The sequence below is a fragment of the Streptomyces triculaminicus genome, assembly GCF_017349075.1.
GTDB lineage: Bacteria > Actinomycetota > Actinomycetes > Streptomycetales > Streptomycetaceae > Streptomyces > Streptomyces triculaminicus.
In genome coordinates, this window is record NZ_JAFMOF010000003.1 from 495964 (window position 1) to 513991 (window position 18028).

Annotated in this window: 9 protein-coding genes; 2 read left to right on the top strand and 7 right to left on the bottom strand. The window is 72.4% G+C overall.

The features are described from left to right. Positions 1-25: 25 nt before the first annotated feature. From treS to J1792_RS20915, 3 genes are all read right to left on the bottom strand, one after another. Entirely contained in the window at positions 26-1738 is a 1713-nt protein-coding gene (gene treS / locus J1792_RS20905) for a maltose alpha-D-glucosyltransferase (RefSeq protein WP_086568186.1), read from the bottom strand. Next, positions 1735-3729, bottom strand: a complete 1995-nt coding sequence (locus tag J1792_RS20910) for an alpha-1,4-glucan--maltose-1-phosphate maltosyltransferase (protein WP_179198833.1) — start codon at positions 3727-3729, stop codon at positions 1735-1737. The genes treS and J1792_RS20910 overlap by 4 nt, the downstream gene beginning before the upstream one ends. Before the next feature lie 486 nt (positions 3730-4215). Further along, positions 4216-5121 (bottom strand): helix-turn-helix domain-containing protein, encoded by a 906-nt coding sequence (locus tag J1792_RS20915; RefSeq protein WP_207247979.1) that lies wholly within the window; start codon positions 5119-5121, stop codon positions 4216-4218. Positions 5122-5293: 172 nt separating this feature from the next. Between J1792_RS20915 and glgP the strand changes: the two genes are divergently transcribed. Then, positions 5294-7921: an alpha-glucan family phosphorylase gene (glgP, locus tag J1792_RS20920; protein ID WP_086568264.1), complete on the top strand. Its 2628-nt coding sequence runs from the start codon at positions 5294-5296 to the stop codon at positions 7919-7921. A 122-nt stretch (positions 7922-8043) separates the two neighbouring features. On the opposite strand, the gene J1792_RS20925 is transcribed toward glgP, so the two are convergent. From J1792_RS20925 to glgX, 4 genes are all read right to left on the bottom strand, one after another. Further along, a complete protein-coding gene (locus J1792_RS20925) occupies positions 8044-10320 on the bottom strand; it encodes a M4 family metallopeptidase (RefSeq protein WP_086568192.1) in 2277 nt (758 codons plus the stop codon). A gap of 268 nt (positions 10321-10588) precedes the next feature. Then, the gene (locus tag J1792_RS20930) at positions 10589-12382 is read right to left on the bottom strand and encodes an ABC transporter ATP-binding protein (protein WP_086568194.1); all 1794 of its coding nucleotides are present in this window, start codon (positions 12380-12382) and stop codon (positions 10589-10591) included. Beyond that, the gene (locus J1792_RS20935) at positions 12379-14184 is read right to left on the bottom strand and encodes an ABC transporter ATP-binding protein (protein WP_207247980.1); all 1806 of its coding nucleotides are present in this window, start codon (positions 14182-14184) and stop codon (positions 12379-12381) included. Before J1792_RS20935 ends, J1792_RS20930 begins: the two co-directional genes overlap by 4 nt. A gap of 34 nt (positions 14185-14218) precedes the next feature. After that, positions 14219-16501, bottom strand: coding sequence for a glycogen debranching protein GlgX (glgX, locus tag J1792_RS20940; RefSeq protein ID WP_086568197.1), 2283 nt, complete (start codon positions 16499-16501; stop codon positions 14219-14221). A 231-nt stretch (positions 16502-16732) separates the two neighbouring features. Between glgX and J1792_RS20945 the strand changes: the two genes are divergently transcribed. Continuing rightward, the gene (locus J1792_RS20945; RefSeq protein WP_207248162.1) at positions 16733-17893 is read left to right on the top strand and encodes a L,D-transpeptidase; all 1161 of its coding nucleotides are present in this window, start codon (positions 16733-16735) and stop codon (positions 17891-17893) included. The last annotated feature ends 135 nt before the right edge of the window (positions 17894-18028 follow it).

The following is an 18028-nucleotide window of genomic DNA, read 5'->3' on the forward strand; positions in this document are numbered from 1 at the left end:
TGAGGGCCGCGCACGGGCGCCGAGGTCAGCGCGCGGGCGACGAGGCGTTGCCCCGGAGCCGGAACCAGTAGAAGCCGTGTCCGGCGAGGGTCAGCAGGTACGGCAGCTCCCCGATGGCCGGGAAGCGCACCCCGCCGATCAGCTCGACCGGGTGCCGGTGGTTGAACGCCCGCAGGTCCAGCTCGGTCGGCTGGGCGAAGCGGGAGAAGTTGTTCACGCACAGCACGAGGTCGTCGCCGTGCTCCCGCAGGAACGCCAGCACCGCCGGGTTGCTCGAGGTCAGCTCGGTGTACGAGCCCAGCCCGAACGCGGGGTTCTGCTTCCGGATCTCGATCATCCGGCGGGTCCAGTGCAGCAGCGAGGAGGGGCTGCTCATGGCCGCCTCCACGTTGGTGACCTGGTAGCCGTAGACCGGGTCCATGATGGTCGGCAGATAGAGCCGGCCCGGGTCGCAGGAGGAGAAGCCGGCGTTGCGGTCCGGCGTCCACTGCATCGGGGTGCGCACCGCGTCGCGGTCGCCGAGCCAGATGTTGTCGCCCATGCCGATCTCGTCGCCGTAGTAGAGGATCGGCGAGCCGGGCAGGGACAGCAGCAGCGCGGTGAACAGCTCGATCTGGTTGCGGTCGTTGTCGAGCAGCGGGGCCAGTCGGCGGCGGATGCCGATGTTGGCGCGCATCCGCGGGTCCTTGGCGTACTCCTCCCACATGTAGTCGCGCTCTTCGTCCGTGACCATCTCGAGGGTGAGCTCGTCGTGGTTGCGCAGGAAGATGCCCCACTGGCAGCGGGAGGGGATGGCCGGGGTCTTGGCCAGGATTTCCGAGACCGGGTAGCGCGACTCCCGTCGTACGGCCATGAAGATGCGCGGCATGACGGGGAAGTGGAACGCCATATGGCATTCGTCGCCGCCCTTGGCGTAGTCGCCGAAGTAGTCGACCACGTCCTCGGGCCACTGGTTGGCCTCCGCCAGCAGCACGGTGTCCGGGTAGTGGGCGTCGATCTCGGCCCGGACGCGCTTGAGGAACTCATGGCTGCGCGGGAGGTTCTCGCAGTTGGTGCCCTCCTCGGCGAAGAGGTACGGCACCGCGTCCAGCCGGAAGCCGTCGATGCCCAGGTCCAGCCAGAACCGCAGCGCCGCCAGGATCTCCTCCTGCACGGCCGGGTTCTCGTAGTTGAGGTCCGGCTGGTGGGAGAAGAAGCGGTGCCAGTAGTACTGCTTGCGGACCGGGTCGAAGGTCCAGTTCGAGGTCTCCGTGTCCACGAAGATGATCCGCGCGTCCTGGTACTGCTTGTCGTCGTCGGCCCATACGTAGTAGTCGCCGTACGGACCGTCGGGGTCGGTGCGGGACTGCTGGAACCAGTCGTGCTGGTCGCTCGTATGGTTCATGACAAAGTCGATGATGACGCGCATGCCCCGGGTGTGCGCGGCGTCCACGAACTCCACGAAATCCGCGAGGTCACCGAACTCCGGCAGCACCGAGGTGTAGTCGGAGACGTCATAGCCGCCGTCCCGCAGCGGGGACTGGAAGAACGGCGGCAGCCAGAGACAGTCGACGCCCAGCCACTGCAGATAGTCCAGTTTGGCCGTCAGTCCCTTGAGGTCCCCGATGCCGTCCCCGTCGCTGTCCTGGAAGGACCGGACGAGGACCTCGTAGAAGACGGCCCGCTTGAACCAGTCGGGATCCAGGTCCTTCGCGGGAGTGTCCTCGAAGGTGTCCTGGACGGGCTCATTGACGATCATGGTGTGGGTGACCCTCCGATCTGTGAGGACGGTCGCAGCGAGAACACGTGCGCGGGCGCGAGCGAACGGCCCGGCTCGAGGCGCACATAGTTGTCCCTGCCCCAGTGATAGGTCTCTCCGGTGAGCTCGTCGCGCACCGGGACGGTCTCGTGCCAGTCGAGGCCGAGTGCCGGCATGTCCAACGAGACCGTCGCCTCCTGGGTGTGGTGGGGGTCGAGGTTGACGACCGTGAGGACGCAGGAGGAGCCGGACCGCTTGGAGTAGGCGATGACGGCGTCGTTGTCGGCGTCATGGAAGCGCAGGTTGCGCAGCCGCCGCAGGGCGGGCTGACGACGCCTCAGCCGGTTGAGGACCGTGATCAGTGGGGCCAGGCTGCGGCCTTCGCGCTCCGCGGACTCCCAGTCGCGCGGGCGTAGTTGGTATTTCTCCGAGTCCAGGTACTCCTCGCTCCCCGCGTGCGCCGGGACGTTCTCGCACAGCTCGTAGCCGGCGTAGACGCCCCAGGTGGGGGAGAGGGTCGCGGCGAGCACGGCCCGGGCCTCGAAGGCGGGCCGGCCGCCGTCCTGGAGATGGGCGTGCAGGATGTCGGGGGTGTTGACGAAGAGGTTGGGGCGCATGCACGCCGCCGAGTCCCGCGAGAGCTCCGTCAGGTACTCGGTCAGCTCGTGCTTGGTGTTGCGCCAGGTGAAGTAGGTGTACGACTGCTGGAAGCCGACCGCCCCCAGGGTGCGCATCATCGCGGGCCGGGTGAAGGCCTCGGCCAGGAAGATCACGTCCGGGTCGGTGCGGCCGATCTCGGCGATGACCCGCTCCCAGAAGAGCACCGGCTTGGTGTGCGGGTTGTCCACCCGGAAGATCCGCACCCCGCGCGCCATCCAGAACCGCAGCACGCGCAGCGTCTCGGCGAGCAGCCCGTCGAAGTCCTCGTCGAAGGCGAGGGGGTAGATGTCCTGGTACTTCTTCGGCGGGTTCTCGGCGTAGGCGATGGAGCCGTCGGCGCGGTGGTGGAACCACTCGGGGTGCTTGCCCACCCACGGGTGGTCGGGCGAGCACTGCAGCGCGAAGTCCAGCGCCACCTCCATCCGCAGCTCGCGCGCCCGCGTGACGAAGTGCTCGAAGTCCTCGAACGTGCCGAGGTCGGGGTGGAGCGCGTCGTGCCCGCCCTCCGGCGAGCCGATGGCCCAGGGGCTGCCCACGTCGTAAGGGCCCGCGGTGAGGCTGTTGTTGGGGCCCTTGCGGAAGGCCGAGCCGATGGGGTGCACGGGCGGGAGGTAGACCACGTCGAAGCCCATGGCGGCCACGGCCGGCAGCCGGTTCGCGGCCGTACGGAACGTCCCGCTGACCGGCCGCCGCCCCTCGCGCACCACCGCGCCCTCCGAGCGCGGGAAGAGCTCGTACCAGGAGCCGAACAGCGCCCGCTCGCGCTCCACCAGGACCGGCACCGGGCGGGTGGTGGTGACCAGCTCGCGCAGCGGATAGCCGGTCAGCGCCGCGACGACCTCCGGGTCGAGGGCCGCGTCCAGCCGGGTCGCGGGCGGGCGTTCCGCGTCGCGCAGGGCGTCGACGGCGGCCAGCACCGCCTCCCGGCCCCCGGTCTTGGGCACCCCGGCCGCCGCCCGTTCGTGCAGCCGGGCGCCCTCCTCCAGCACCAGGGCGACGTCGATGCCCGCCGGGATCTTGATCAGCGCGTGCCCCCGCCAGGTGGCGACCGGGTCGCCCCAGGCCTCCACCGCGTACGTCCAGCGGCCCTCGGAGTCCGGGGTGACCTCCGCGCCCCAGCGGTCGGTGCCCGGCGCCAGCTCGCGCATCGGGGACCACGGGCCGCAGCGGCCCGCCGGGCCCCGCAGCACCACGTTCGCGCCGACCGCCTCATGGCCTTCGCGGAACACCGTGGCGGTGACCTCGAAGGTCTCGCCCACCACGGCCTTGACGGGCCTTCGACCGCAGTCGACGAGCGGTCCGAGGTCCAGGACGGGGATGCGACCGATCATGGGATCACCTGGAAATGTGACGGGAATTCGGGCTGGTCTGGCAGGTTCTGTACTTTCTATCCGCTCCGTCGGGGCTCCGGAGGGTGCGGGCATGGCTGCTCCTGTCCGCTTCACTCGGGTGGGCGGTGGGGCCGAAATCAAACATGCTGACGTGCCGGAGGGGAGAGGGAAGGCCGCGCCCTGAGCACCGCGGCGGATGGGCGTCTGTGCATACCGGGTGAGCTTTCCCACCGGGCCCGCCCGGGCATGCCCGGACCGTATGAACTACTCGTGCGTAGTTCCCGTGGCACCACGTGCGGAGGGCGGCCGTTCCTCCGTCACCCGTAGGGAGTCTCCCCGCTGGGCCGATCGCGTGCAATGTGACGAAAGGCGGTAAACGAAACCCCGTCAGGGAACCCGGCGCCGGACATCACCTTCGAAGGCCGCGGCGGCATTTGGCCTTGGACAGTGCTGCTGTAGGCGGGACGTAATTTCGCCTAGTACTTTTCAGGGAGCCTCGGTGGTGCCGATGGCGGCGGTTGCGCCGCCCGCGCGCACGGCCGGCCGCGCACCCGCCGCCGTGAGCAGCCGCAGCGCCGCCTCGGAGCCCGAGCCCGGCTCCGCGCTGAACGCCAGCAGGCCCTGGCCGTCGGTGCCGGGCAGCCGCAGCATCTCGAACGACAGGTCCAGGGACCCCACCACGGGATGCCGGAAGGACTTCACCCCCGAGGTGCACGCCCGCACCGGATGCCGCGCCCACAGCGCCGCGAACCGCGGGCTCCTCATCGTCAGCTCGCCGATCAGCTCCGCCAGCCGGCGGTCCTCCGGGTGCTCGCCGGCCGCCAGCCGCAGCGCGGAGACCGCCCGCCGCGCCTCCTTCTCCCACTCGGGGTACAGCTCGTGGGCGTGCGGGTCGAGGAAGAACAGCCGCTGGGTGTTGGGGCGCTCCTCCGGCCGGCCGGGCGCGCCGAAGTCCAGGTGGCCCGCCAGCAGCGCGTGCGCCAGCGGATTCCAGGCCAGCACGTCGAAGCGGTGGTCGAGGACGAGCGCCGGCACCGCGTCCATCGCCGCGATCAGCTGCCGCACCCCGGGCCCCGCCGTCGCCGGCCGGTCGGCCGCGCGCCGCGCCGCCCGCCCGGGCCGGGCCAGGTTGCGCAGGTGGGTGTGCTCGTCGGGGCTCAGCCGCAGGGCCCGCGCGATGGCGTCCAGCACCTCGTCGGAGGCGTTCGCGGACTGGCCCTGCTCCAGCCGGGTGTAATACGCCACGCTCACGCCCGCCAGCATCGCCAGCTCCTCCCGGCGCAGGCCCGGCACGCGGCGCGTACGTCCGTACGACACCACGCCCACGTCCTCGGGCCGCAGCGCGGCACGGCGGGTGCGCAGGAAGTCCCCCAACCCGGCTGGTGTGTCCATGCGACCAGTCAACAGCAGTCGCGACCCATCAGCCTGACCCTGCCGGGGTCAGGCTCGCGAGGTCCGCCGGGGCCCGCCCGGCTCGCCGGACCCGCCGGTCCCGTCAGGCGGAAGGGGGCACTTGTCCCGCTTGAGCGGCACGGCGCGGCCCCGCGCCGCTACCGTCGTGACCGTGAAGGCCATTCGTCGATTCAGCGTGCGTCCCGTCCTTCCGGAGCCCCTACGACCGCTCAGCGAGCTGGCGCGCAATCTGCGCTGGTCCTGGCATCCCGAGACCCGCGAGCTGTTCCAGTCCCTCGACCCCGAGGGGTGGCGGGCCGCCGCCGGCGACCCGCTGCGCCTGCTGGGGTCGGTCTCCGCCGACCGGCTGGCCGTCCTGGCCGAGGACCGCCGCTTCCGGCGGCGGCTCGCGGCGGCCTCCGATGATCTCCACGACTACATGACCGGCCGCCGGTGGTACCAGGAACAGCCCGAGGGACTGCCCGCCGCCGTCGCCTACTTCTCCCCCGAGTTCGGCATCACCGCGGCCCTCCCGCAGTACAGCGGAGGCCTCGGCATCCTCGCCGGCGACCACCTGAAGTCCGCCAGCGACCTCGGCGTCCCCCTCATCGGCGTCGGACTGCTCTACCGCCACGGCTACTTCCGGCAGTCCCTCTCCCGCGAGGGCTGGCAGCAGGAGCACTACCCCCTCCTCGACCCCAACGAGCTCCCGCTGTCCCTGCTCCGCGAGCCCGACGGCACCCCCAGCCGGGTCACCCTCGCCCTCCCCGGCGGCCGCCGGCTGCTCGCCTCCATCTGGAAGGCCCAGGTGGGCCGGGTGCCGCTGCTGCTCCTCGATTCCGACGTGGAGGACAACGGCCCCGGCGAGCGCGACGTCACCGACCGGCTCTACGGCGGCGGCAGCGAGCACCGGCTGCTGCAGGAGATGCTGCTGGGCATCGGCGGGGTCCGCGCGGTGCGGGCGTACTGCCGCATCAGCGGCCACCCCGAGCCCGAGGTCTTCCACACCAACGAGGGCCACGCCGGCTTCCTGGGACTCGAACGCATCCGCGAACTCGCCGAACAGGGAGCCGATTTCGACGCCGCGCTGGAATGCGTACGCGCCGGCGCCGTCTTCACCACCCACACCCCCGTCCCCGCCGGCATCGACCGCTTCGAGGCCGCCCTGGTCGCCCGGCACTTCGGCGAGGGCGGCGAACTGACCGGCATCGACGTCGACCGCGTCCTGGAGCTGGGCCGCGAGGACTACCCCGGCGGCCAGGGCGGACTGTTCAACATGGCCGTCATGGGGCTGCGCCTGGCCCAGCGGGCCAACGGCGTCTCCACCCTGCACGGCCAGGTCAGCCGGGAGATGTTCGCCGGGCTGTGGCCCGGCTTCGACCCCGAGGAGGTGCCGATCACCTCCATCACCAACGGCGTCCACGCCCCCACCTGGGTCGCCCCCGAGGTCTTCCGGCTCGGCGCCCGGCGGATCGGCGTGGCCCGGGCCGAGGACGCCCTGGCCGTCGGCGGCTCCGAACGCTGGGACTCGGTGGCCGACATCTCCGACGCCGACATCTGGGAGCTGCGCCGCACCCTGCGCGAGCAGCTGGTGGAAGAGGTCCGCCGCAGGCTGCGCGCCTCCTGGCGGGAGCGCGGCGCCGGCAGCGCCGAGCTGGGCTGGATCGACGGCGTCCTCGACCCCGACGTCCTCACCATCGGCTTCGCCCGGCGCGTCCCCTCGTACAAGCGCCTGACGCTGATGCTGCGCGACCGCGAGCGGCTCACCGAGCTCCTGCTGCACCCCGAGCGCCCCGTCCAGATCGTCGTCGCGGGCAAGGCCCACCCGGCGGACGACAGCGGCAAGCGGCTCGTCCAGGAACTCGTCCGCTTCGCCGACGACGCCCGCGTCCGCCACCGCCTGGTCTTCCTCCCCGACTACGGCATGGCCATGGCCCAGCGGCTCTACCCCGGCTGCGACGTCTGGCTCAACAACCCGCTGCGCCCCCTCGAGGCGTGCGGCACCTCGGGCATGAAGGCCGCGCTCAACGGCTGTCTCAACCTCTCCGTCCTGGACGGCTGGTGGGACGAGTGGTACGAACCGGACTTCGGCTGGGCCATCCCCACCGCCGACGGCGCGGCCATGGACGACGACCGCCGCGACGACCTGGAGGCGGCGGCGCTCTACGACCTGCTGGCCCAGCGGGTGGCGCCGCGCTTCTACGACCGGGGCGCGGGCGGGCTGCCCGGGCGCTGGATCGAGATGGTCCGGGGGACGCTGGCCACCCTCGGACCGAAGGTCCTCGCCGGGCGCATGGTGCGCGAGTACGTCGAGCGGCTGTACGCGCCCGCCGCCGAGGCCCACCGGGCGCTGGAGCCCCACGCGGCGAGCGAGCTGGCCGCCTGGAAGGCCCGGGTGCGGGCGGCGTGGCCGGCCGTGGCGGTCGACCACGTCGAGGCCGTCTCCGACGGCCCGCTCAACGGCCACGCGGAGCTGGGCTCCACGGTCTCGCTGCGGGTGAGCGTGACCCTCGGCGAGCTGGACCCCTCGGACGTGGAGGTGCAGGCCGTGGCGGGCCGGGTGGACCAGGCCGACCGGCTGACCCGGACGGTCGCCTTCCCGCTCAAGGCCACCGGGGCCCCGGGCCTGGACGGCCGGCGGCTCTACGAAGGGCCGCTGACCCTGGACCGCACCGGGCCCTTCGGCTACACCGTGCGCATCCTGCCCGCCCACCGCCTGCTGGCCGGCGGCGCGGAGCTGGGGCTGGTGGCGGTGCCGTCCGAGGCCGTGGGCGAGGCCGCCGGGGTGCTGATGCGGTGACGGCGGAACCGCGCTGACGACGGGAACGATGAAGGGCGCCGTCCGGGGGAGGAGGACTCACCCCGGGCGGCGCCCGGTTCAGGGGTTACGGCGGGTTACGCCGGGTTGTGGCGGGAAGGCGCTCAGAAGGAGAGCTTCCAGCTGTTGACCGTGCCGTCGTCGCCGGAGTAGACGTCCTGCACCTGGAGCTTCCAGGTACCGGTCGCCGAGGCGCCGGAGGCGTCCACGGTGTAGGTCTCCTTGACGTCCGCGGCGGAGTCCCAGGCGTCGGCGTCCTTGAGGTTCCACGTCTTGCCGTCGGGGGCGACCAGGTCGATCTTGAGGTCACCGCGGTAGGTGTGGGTGATGTTCACGTCCACCTTCAGCGCCGAGGAGCCGTTGCCGCTGCGGGTCACGACGATCGGCGAGGTGACGGCCTCGCCGGCGTCCGGGATCGCGACCGGGGTGGTGTTCTCGAAGACGCTGCCGCCGCCCGTGGTGTTCACGGTCCACTTGAAGGAGACGGTGCCGGTCTTGCCGCCCGCGTCCTTCACCGTCACGGTCACGTTGCTGGTGCCGGTGGCGGTCGGGGTGCCGGTGATCAGGCCGGTCGAGGCGTTGATGGACAGCCCGGCGGGCAGGCCGGCGGCCGAGTAGGTCAGGGAGCCCGTGGTGGAGCTGGACGCCTTGATCTGCAGGGAGACGGCGGTGTTGACGATCGAGGTCTGGTCGCCGGGGCTGGTGACCGAGACGCCGGAGGAGAGCCGGCCGCCGACGTTGATGCCCGCCCACGCGTTGGCGACGTTGTTGTACGTCTCGCTGCCGACGCCGAAGAGCTCACCGGCGGCCCACAGCGTCGCGTCCCGCGCGCCCGCGTAGTTGGTGTTGGACTGCATGCGCTGGGTCAGCGCCTTGAACCAGATCTTCGCGGCGTTGTCCCGGCCGATGCCGGTGACCGGCTGCCCGTCCGCGGTCGGGGAGTCGTACTTGACGTTGTTGACCGTCTTGGGGCCGCTGCCCTCGGAGGCCAGGTAGAACCAGTGGTTGGCCGGGCCCGACGAGTAGTGCACGTCGATGCCGCCGAGGCCGGAGTACCAGCTGTCCTTCGACTGGCCGTCCTTGCTGGGCTTGTCCATGTAGCGCAGCGGGGAGCCGTTGCCCCGGATGTCGATCTTCTCGCCGACCAGGTAGTCGCCCGGGTCGCTGGGGTTGTTGGCCCAGAACTCCACGGCCGCGGCGAAGATGTCGGAGGTCGCCTCGTTCAGACCGCCGGACTCGCCGCTGTAGGTGAGGTTGGCGGTGGCCGAGGTGACGCCGTGCGTCATCTCGTGCGCGGCCACGTCGATCGAGGTCAGCGGCTTGGCGTTGTTCTGGCCGTCGCCGTAGGTCATGCAGAAGCAGCTGTCGGACCAGAAGGCGTTGACGTAGCTGTTGCCGTAGTGGACCCGGCTGTACGCGCCCTTGCCGTCGCCCTTGATGCCGGTGCGGCCGTGCACGTTCTTGTAGTAGTCCCAGGTCAGCTGGGCGCCGTAGTGCGCGTCGACGCCGGCCGTGGCCGGGTCGCCGGTGGTGCCGTTGCCCCAGACGTCGTCCGAGTCGGTGAAGAGGGTGCCGGTGCCGGAGGTGCCGCGGTTGAGGTTGTAGGTCTTGTGACCGCCGCGCGTCCCGTCGGTCATCGTGTACGACGGGGTCGTGCCGATGGTGACCTGGCCGCTGTACTGGCTGTTGCCGGTGCCCTGCTTGACGCCCTGGAACTCGAAGAGCTTCTTGCCGGTCTTCGCGTCGGTGATGACGTGCAGCTCGTTGGGCGTGCCGTCGTGCTGCAGGCCGCCGACGACGGTCTCGTACGCCAGCACGGGCGTGCCGTTCGCGGCCCAGACGACCTTGCGCGGCGCCCGGTCGGCCTTGTCGGCCTTCGAGCCCTGGGCCCGGGCGGCCTTGACGGCGTCCTTCTCGGCCGTGGCGGCGGCGAAGGACGGCGACGTCGTCGACAGGGCCATCCGCGCCTTGGAGGCCTTGGCGATGGTCTTGACCTGGCCGCCCTTGGTGGCGTCGACCACGAGGTCGCCGCCGAGCACGGGCAGGCCGTCGTAGGTGCGCTCGTAGCGGGTGTGGACGGTCCCGTTGACGTCACGGGAGATGTCCCGCACGACGAGCTGCTCCTTGGCGCCGAGGCCGAGGGTCTTGGCGGTGTCCGCCTTGGTGGCGTTGGCCTCGCGTATGAGCTCCGCGCGCTGCGAGGGGGTGAGCTTGGCGGGCAGGGCGCCGGGGTCGGCCTTGGCGACGATCTGGCGGCCGGAGGCCCTGGCGTCGTCCTGGCGGGCGGTCGCGGTGCCGGCCTGGGTGCCCACGGCGAGCATGGCGGTGACGGCGACGAGTGCGCCGGTGGCGACGGCACGCTTTGGGGGGGTGGGTCTCACACTGACTCCTTCTGCGGTGGCCACGACGTGGGTGGGGTGGCCGGTGGGCGACCGGGCGGCGAGATGCCGACCGGGCAGAGCACGGCAGAACACATGGAGAAAGGGGGGAAAGAAGAAGCGGGCTGCCGCGGGAAGGTGGGGATGTGGGGGTGCGCCGCGCCAGTTGAGGTGAAGAGTGCCACCGCGGCCCAGGGGGTGTCAGGAGCGCGTCAACAAGTTGGCCGGAATCTGTCCGTTGGCCAAAGATCGATGTCCGTATAACGGGCGCTCAGACGAGGCTGTCCCGCCAGGCCCGGTGCAGGTCAGCGAACTGACCGTCCGCCGCGACGAGTTCGGCCGGACGACCATCCTCCACTATGCGGCCGTCGGCCATCACCAGCACCCGGTCCGCGATCTCCACGGTTGACAGCCGGTGCGCGATGACAACGGCCGTCCGTCCGCGCAGCACCGTGCGCATGGCGTGCTGCACCGCCCGCTCGCCCGGGATGTCCAGCGAGGACGTCGCCTCGTCCAGGATCAGCACGGCCGGGTCGGCCAGCAGGGCGCGGGCGAAGGAGATCAGCTGACGCTGGCCCGCCGAGACCCGGCCGCCGCGCTTGCGGACGTCGGTGTCGTAGCCCTCCGGCAGGGCCGCGATGAAGTCGTGCGCCCCGATGGCCCGGGCCGCGGCCTCGATCTGCGCGCGGCTCGCGTCCGGGCGGCCGACCGCGATGTTCTCGGCGACCGTGCCGGAGAACAGGAACGCCTCCTGCGTCACCATCACCACCTCCCGTCGCAGCCGCGCCCCGGCGAGGTCGCGCAGCGGCACGCCGTCCAGCAGCACCCGGCCCTCGACCGGGTCGTAGAACCGGGCCAGGAGCTTGGCGAGGGTCGACTTGCCCGCGCCCGTAGCGCCCACGACCGCCACCGTCCGCCCGGCCCGCAGCGTCAGGTCGAAGCGCGGCAGCACCTCGTCGCCCGCGCGGTAGGCGAAGCGCACGCCCTCGAAGATCACCTCGCGTCCGGCGCCGCCGTCCCCCCGCTCGGGCAGCGCCACGGGCACGGCGGGCTCCGGGACCGAGGGGCGCTGCGCCAGGAGCCCGGCGATCTTCTCCAGGGACGCGGCCGCCGACTGGTAGGAGTTCAGGAACATCCCCAGCCGGTCGATCGGGTCGTACAGCCGCCGCAGATAGAGCACCGAGGCGGCCAGCACGCCGAGCTCCAGGCCGCCCTCGGCCACCCGGTACGCGTCCCACACCACGATCGAGGCCACCGCGATGTTGGCCGTCAGCCGGGAGGAGAGCACATAGCGGGCCATCGTCACGGAGGTCGCCGCGTTGGTCCGCCGGTGCTCGAGGTTGAGCCGCTCGAAGTGCGCGTCGTTGACGGCCTCGCGGCGGAACGCCTGGACGGGCCGGATGCCGTTCATGGTCTCCGTGAACTTCACGATGACCGCGGCGATGGCCGTCGAGCGCGCGCGGTGCACCACGATCGAGCGCCGGCGGTAGCCGCGCACCAGCAGGGCCAGCGGGACGAAGGAGACCATGGCCGCGGCGCCGGTGCCCGGGTCCAGATACAGCAGGGTGGCGGTGACGTAGAGCACCGACAGGACGACGCCGATCAGCTCCTGCAGGCCGTCGTTCAGCAGCTCGCGGATCGACTCGACGTCGGTGGTCGCGCGCGAGACCAGCCGGCCGGAGGTGTAGCACTCGTGGAAGCCGACGCTCAGCGCCTGGCCGTGCCGGAAGATCCGGCCCCGCAGGTCCAGCAGCGCGTCCTGGCCGACGCGCGCGGTCAGCCGGACCACGGCGTACCGCATCAGCCCGGCGGCCAGGGCGCACAGCAGATAGCAGGCGCCGGCGGCGGCCGCCGGGCCGTAGTCGTGCTGCCGGGCGGCCGGCACGCCCCGGTCGATGGCGTACGCGACGAGCAGCGGCCCGGCCTGCACGGCGGCCTGCTGGAGCAGTAGCAGGACCACCGTGAGGCGGACCCGGCCGCGGGCCGGGGCGAGCAGCGAGCGCAGCAGGGCGGCCGAGGCGCCCTGGGGGGCGGGCAGGACGTCGTGGTCGTCGGGGGCGGTCATGGGCGGTGCTCCGGGCCTGACATGAGCGAGGCGTACTCCCTGTTGCCGCGGAGGAGTTCGTGGTGGGTGCCCACCGCGGCGATCCGGCCGCCGGAGAGCAGCGCGACGCGGTCGGCGAGCAGGACGGTGGAGGGCCGGTGGGCCACGACCAGGGCGGTGGTGGTCGCCAGCACCTCCCGCAGGGCCGACTCGACCAGGGCCTCGGTGTGCACGTCGAGGGCCGAGAGCGGGTCGTCGAGGATCAGGTAGCGCGGGCTGCCGACGACCGCGCGGGCCAGCGCGAGGCGCTGGCGCTGACCGCCGGACAGGCTCAGGCCCAGCTCGCCGACCTGGGTGCGGTGGCCGTCGGGGAGGGCGTGCACGAAGCCGGCCTGGGCGACGGCCAGGGCCCGCCGCAGCTCCGCCTCGCCGGCGCCGGCCGCGCCCATCAGGACGTTCTCCCCGGCGCTGGCGGAGAAGAGCGTGGGCTCCTCGAAGGCGACGGACACCAGCTCGCGCAGCCGCGCCCGGGGCAGGGCGGTGATCTCCCGGCCGTCCAGGGTTATCCGCCCGGCGGTGGCGTCGTGGAGGCGGGGGATGAGGGCGGTCAGCGTGGTCTTGCCGCTGCCCGTGGTGCCGACGAGGGCCATGGTCTCGCCGGGCCGGATGTGCAGGTCGACACCGCGCAGGACGGGCGGCGCGGCCGCCGGCGCGTCGGGGTAGCGGAACTCCACGCCCGCAAGGCGCAGTCCGCGGTCCCGGACGGTCGCCGACCCGGTGCGCCCGGCGGCGGGCCCGGCCTCCGGCGCGGCGTCGGGCGGGGCCTGGGGGGCGTCCATCACCTCGAAGAAGCGGTCCGTGGCGGCCGCTGCGTCGTTGCATATCGCGAGCAGGAAGCCGATCGACTCGACGGGCCAGCGCAGCGCCAGGGCCGTCGACAGGAACGCCACCAGCGTCCCCGCGGTCAGGTCGCCGTCGGCGACCTGGACCACCCCGAGCACCAGCGCCGCCCCGATCGCGAGCTCCGGCAGGGCCGTGACCAGCCCCCAGAGCCGTCCCAGCAGGCTCGCCTTGCGCAGCTCGGACTCCCGCAGCAGGGCGGACTGCCGGGCGAAGGCGCTCTCCTGGGCGCGGTGCCGGCCGAAGCCCTTGATGACGCGGATGCCCAGGACGCTCTCCTCGGCGATCGTCGTCAGGTCCCCGACCCGGTCCTGCGAGGTCCGGGCGGCGCGGGAGTAGCGCTCCTCGAAGAGCGAGCACAGCACGATCAGCGGCACGACGGGCGCCAGCAGCACCAGCCCCAGCGTCCACTTCTGCAGTAGCAGGACGGCGAACCCCACCAGGATCGTCACCCCGTTGGCCAGCAGGAAGGTCAGCGGGAACGACAGGAAGATCCGTACGAGCATCAGGTCGGTCGTGGCCCGCGAGAGCAGCTGTCCCGACGGCCAGCGGTCGTGGAAGGAGACGGGCAGCCGCTGCAGACGGTGGTAGAAGGCGGAGCGCATCCGGGCCTCCACGCCCGCCAGCGGCCCGGCCACCAGGATGCGGCGCGCCCCGGCCAGCCCGGCCTCCGCGACGCCGAGCAGCGCCACCACCAGCCCGCCCAGCCACACCCCCGGCGGATCGCGGTCGGCCACCGGCCCGTCCACGATCCACTTCAGGGCCAGCGGGGTCACCAGGCCGAAACACGACGCCAGCACGGCGCAGAGCGCGGCCACGAGCAGGGTGCCGCGCACCGGGCGCGCATACGGCCACAGGCGTGCCAGCGAACGCACGGTGGAACGACGTCCGCCGGGCGGAGGCGCTTCGCGGTTTGCCGTCATCAGGGCCGAGACTACGGTCGGCCGGCGCCGGCGCTCACTCGGTTTTCGGACCTCGCTCCGCCGGCTCCGGCTCCGGTGCCTCCCCGTCCCGCACCACCCGCCACAGCAGCACCGAACGCGCCCGCACGGAGATCCGGCTCCCCGCCTCCCTGCGCAGGCCGGGGGCCGTGTGCTGGTCCTCCAGGGCGGTGTTCACCAGGAGCTCGTACGCCGTCGCCCACGGCGGCCCCGGCAGGGTGAAGCGCAAGGGGCGCGGCCCGGCGTGCAGCACGGCGAGGAAGCTGTCGTCGGTCACCGGTGCGCCCCGCCGGTCGCGCTGCGGGATGTCCCGGCCCGACAGGTACATCCCCAGCGTCGCGGCGGGCGCGTACCAGTCGGCCTCGGTCATCTCCGTGCCGCCCGGCGTGAACCAGGCCAGGTCGCGCAGCCCGTCCGCCCCCCGCGGCCGCCCGGAGAAGAACGACCGGCTGCGCAGCACGGGGTGGGCGCGGCGCAGGGCGAGCAGGCGGGCGCACAGGTCCCGCAGCGCCCGCCAGCCGGGGTCGGCGGTCAGCGACCAGTCGACCCAGCCGGTCTCGTTGTCCTGGCAGTAGGCGTTGTTGTTGCCGCCCTGGGTGCGGCCCATCTCGTCCCCGGCCACCAGCATCGGCACGCCCGTGGACAGCAGGAGCGTCGTCAGCAGGTTGCGGATCTGCCGGCGGCGCAGGGCGAGCACCCGGGGGTCGGCGCTCTCCCCCTCGGCGCCGCAGTTCCACGAGCGGTTGTCGCCCGTCCCGTCGCGGTTGCCCTCGCCGTTGGCCTCGTTGTGCTTGCGTTCGTAGCTCACCAGGTCGCGCAGGGTGAAGCCGTCGTGCGCGGTGACGAAGTTGACGGAGGCGTACGGGCGCCGGCCGCCCCAGGCGTAGAGGTCGCTCGAGCCGGACAGCCGGTAGCCCAGGTCCCGTACGTCCGGCAGGGCGCCCCGCCAGAAGTCCCGCACGGCGTCGCGGTAGCGGTCGTTCCACTCCGTCCACAGGGGCGGGAAGGCGCCCACCTGATAGCCGCCGGAGCCCACGTCCCAGGGCTCGGCTATCAGCTTGACGCGCCGCAGCACGGGGTCCTGGGCGATGACGGCGAGGAAGGGCGAGAGCATGTCCACGTCGTGCATGGAGCGGGCCAGCGCCGCCGCGAGGTCGAAGCGGAAGCCGTCGACGCCCATCTCCGTCACCCAGTAGCGCAGCGAGTCGGTGATCAGCCGCAGCACGTTGGGCCGCACCACGTGGAGGGTGTTGCCGCAGCCGGTGTAGTCGGCGTACCGGCGCGGGTCGCCCTGCAGGCGGTAGTAGCGGCGGTTGTCGATGCCGCGTAGCGACAGCGTCGGGCCCAGCTCGCCGCTCTCGGCGGTGTGGTTGTAGACCACGTCGAGGATGACCTCGATGCCGGCCGCGTGCAGGGCGCGCACCATCCGCTTGAACTCGCCCACCTGCTCGCCGCGCGTCCCCGAGGAGGCGTAGGCGGCGTGCGGGGCGAAGTAGCCGATGGAGTTGTACCCCCAGTAGTTGCGCAGGCCGCGCCGCAGCAGGTGGTCCTCGTGGGCGAACTGATGCACCGGCAGCAGTTCCACGGCGGTCACCCCCAGCCCGGTCAGGTGCTCGATCGCGGCGGGGTGCGCGAGCCCGGCGTAGGTGCCGCGCAGGCGCTCGGGGACGCCCGGGTGACGCATCGTGAAGCCGCGTACGTGCAGCTCGTAGATGACCGAGTCGGGCCAGGGCGTCTTGGGCCGGTGGTCGTCCGACCAGTCGTCGTCATCGGCGACGACCACGCCCTTGGGGACGAAAGGGGCCGAGTCCCGCTCGTCGCGGACGGTGTCGGCGATCTGCTGCTGCGGCCAGTCGCGCACGTGTCCGTACAGCTCGGCGGCGAGCGCGCCCCCGCCCCCGCCCCCTCCCGCGGTGAATTCGCCGTCGACCGCGCGGGCGTAGGGGTCCAGCAGGAGCTTGGCCGGGTTCCAGCGGGCGCCCGTCCAGGGATCCCAGCGGCCGTGGACGCGGTAGCCGTAGCGCCGGCCGGGCAGCACGCCGGGGACGAAGCCGTGCCACATCTCGTGCGTCAACTCCGTCAGCGTGTGACGCGTTTCGCCGCCGCCGTCCGTGTCGTCGAACAGGCACAGCTCCACGGCCTCCGCGCCGCCGGCCCACAGCGCGAAGTTCGTGCCCGCCACGCCGCCCGTGGCGTCGCCGGCCTCCTTGAAGCGGGCCCCGAGCGGTTCCGGGCTGCCCGGCCACACGTCGGCGAACCCGGCGTACCGGCGGGGCTCTTGCTCGGGTGCGCTCGACACGTGTTCGCCTCCGGCGGCTCTCGGGTAGCGCGCCGGGCACCCGGTTTCCCGGGACCGGGTGTCTGGCGATTTCGTCCTTCTCCCCGTTCTTCCCAGATCCACGCATGCGCTCACACGTGTGATCGGGCGCAGCAAGCGAGTGCAGCCTCGTTTCCCGCGGCCACGCGCGTCGTTGGGCCGGGTGTGACAGTTGCCCTCTCGCGCGCGGCACGGGGAATCGCCCTGCTGGCGATGATCCTGGCCGCGCTCGCCGGGTGCACCGTCGTCGCGCCGAAGACCCGGCTGATGGTGGACGACGCCCGGCCGACGAGCGAACTGATCCGCATCACCCCGCGCGACCGCGCGGGCAACGTCCCGGCCGCCGGGCGCTTCGAGGTGCGCTCGCCCGAGGGGACGCTCGAGCGGGTCACGGTCGCCGAGTTCCAGGACGGCGCCCGGCGGACGGTGCCCGGGCGGATCTCCGGCGACGGGCACAGCTGGCGGCCCGCGCCCGGCGGCCTCGGGCTCGCCGCCCGCTACACGGTGGACGTCGTCGCCCGGGACGCCTCCGGCCACCGTGCGGTCCGGCACAGCATGTTCACCACGTATGTCCCGGAGCATCGTTTCCTCGGCTACTTCACCCCCGAGCCCTACACCACGGTCGGCACCGGAATGATCGTTTCTTTCGCCTTCAGCCGGCCCATCACCGACCGGGCCGCCGTCGAGCGCGCCATCCGTGTCACCTCCCGCCCGCCGGTCGAGATCGCCGCCCACTGGTTCGGCTCCTCGCGCCTGGACTTCCGGCCCCGCGCGTACTGGAAGCCGGGTACGGAGGTCACACTCGACCTGCGACTGCGCGATGTGCGCGGTGCGCAGGGCGTGTACGGCAGCCAGTGGAAGACCGTCGGGTTCCGCGTCGGCCGCAGCCAGGTCAGCACCGTCGACGCCGCCGCCCACACCATGACGGTCGTCCGTGACGGCAGGCCCCCGGAGACCGTGCCGGTCACCGCGGGCGGGCCGGGCAGCGACACGTACAACGGCAGGATGGTGATCACCGAGAAGTCCCCGGTGACCCGGATGAACGGGGAAACGGTGGGCTTCGGGGGCGAGTACGACATCTCGGACGTGCCGCACGCCATGCGGCTCACCGCCTCGGGAACCTTCCTGCACGGCAACTACTGGGCCGACCCCTCCGTCTTCGGCACGCAGAACGTCAGTCACGGCTGCATCGGGCTGCCCGACGCCCAGGGCGGCGACCCGTCGAGCCCCGCCGGCCGGTTCTACGACACCTCGCTGATCGGCGACGTCGTCGAGGTCGTCCGGTCCCCGGAGCGGGTGGTCGCCCCCGACAACGGCCTCGGTGGCTGGAACATGTCGTGGGATCAGTGGCGTGCGGGTTCGGCGCTCGGCTGAGCCCCCGGTTTGACCTGGCTGGAATCTGCCGCTTCACTTCGGTCACCGCCCTCACCACAGGCGCACGGTTCGTATCACCGCCCCCATTTGGGACCGAACGGTGACATTCACCAGATCAGCGTTGTCGGTGGCGTG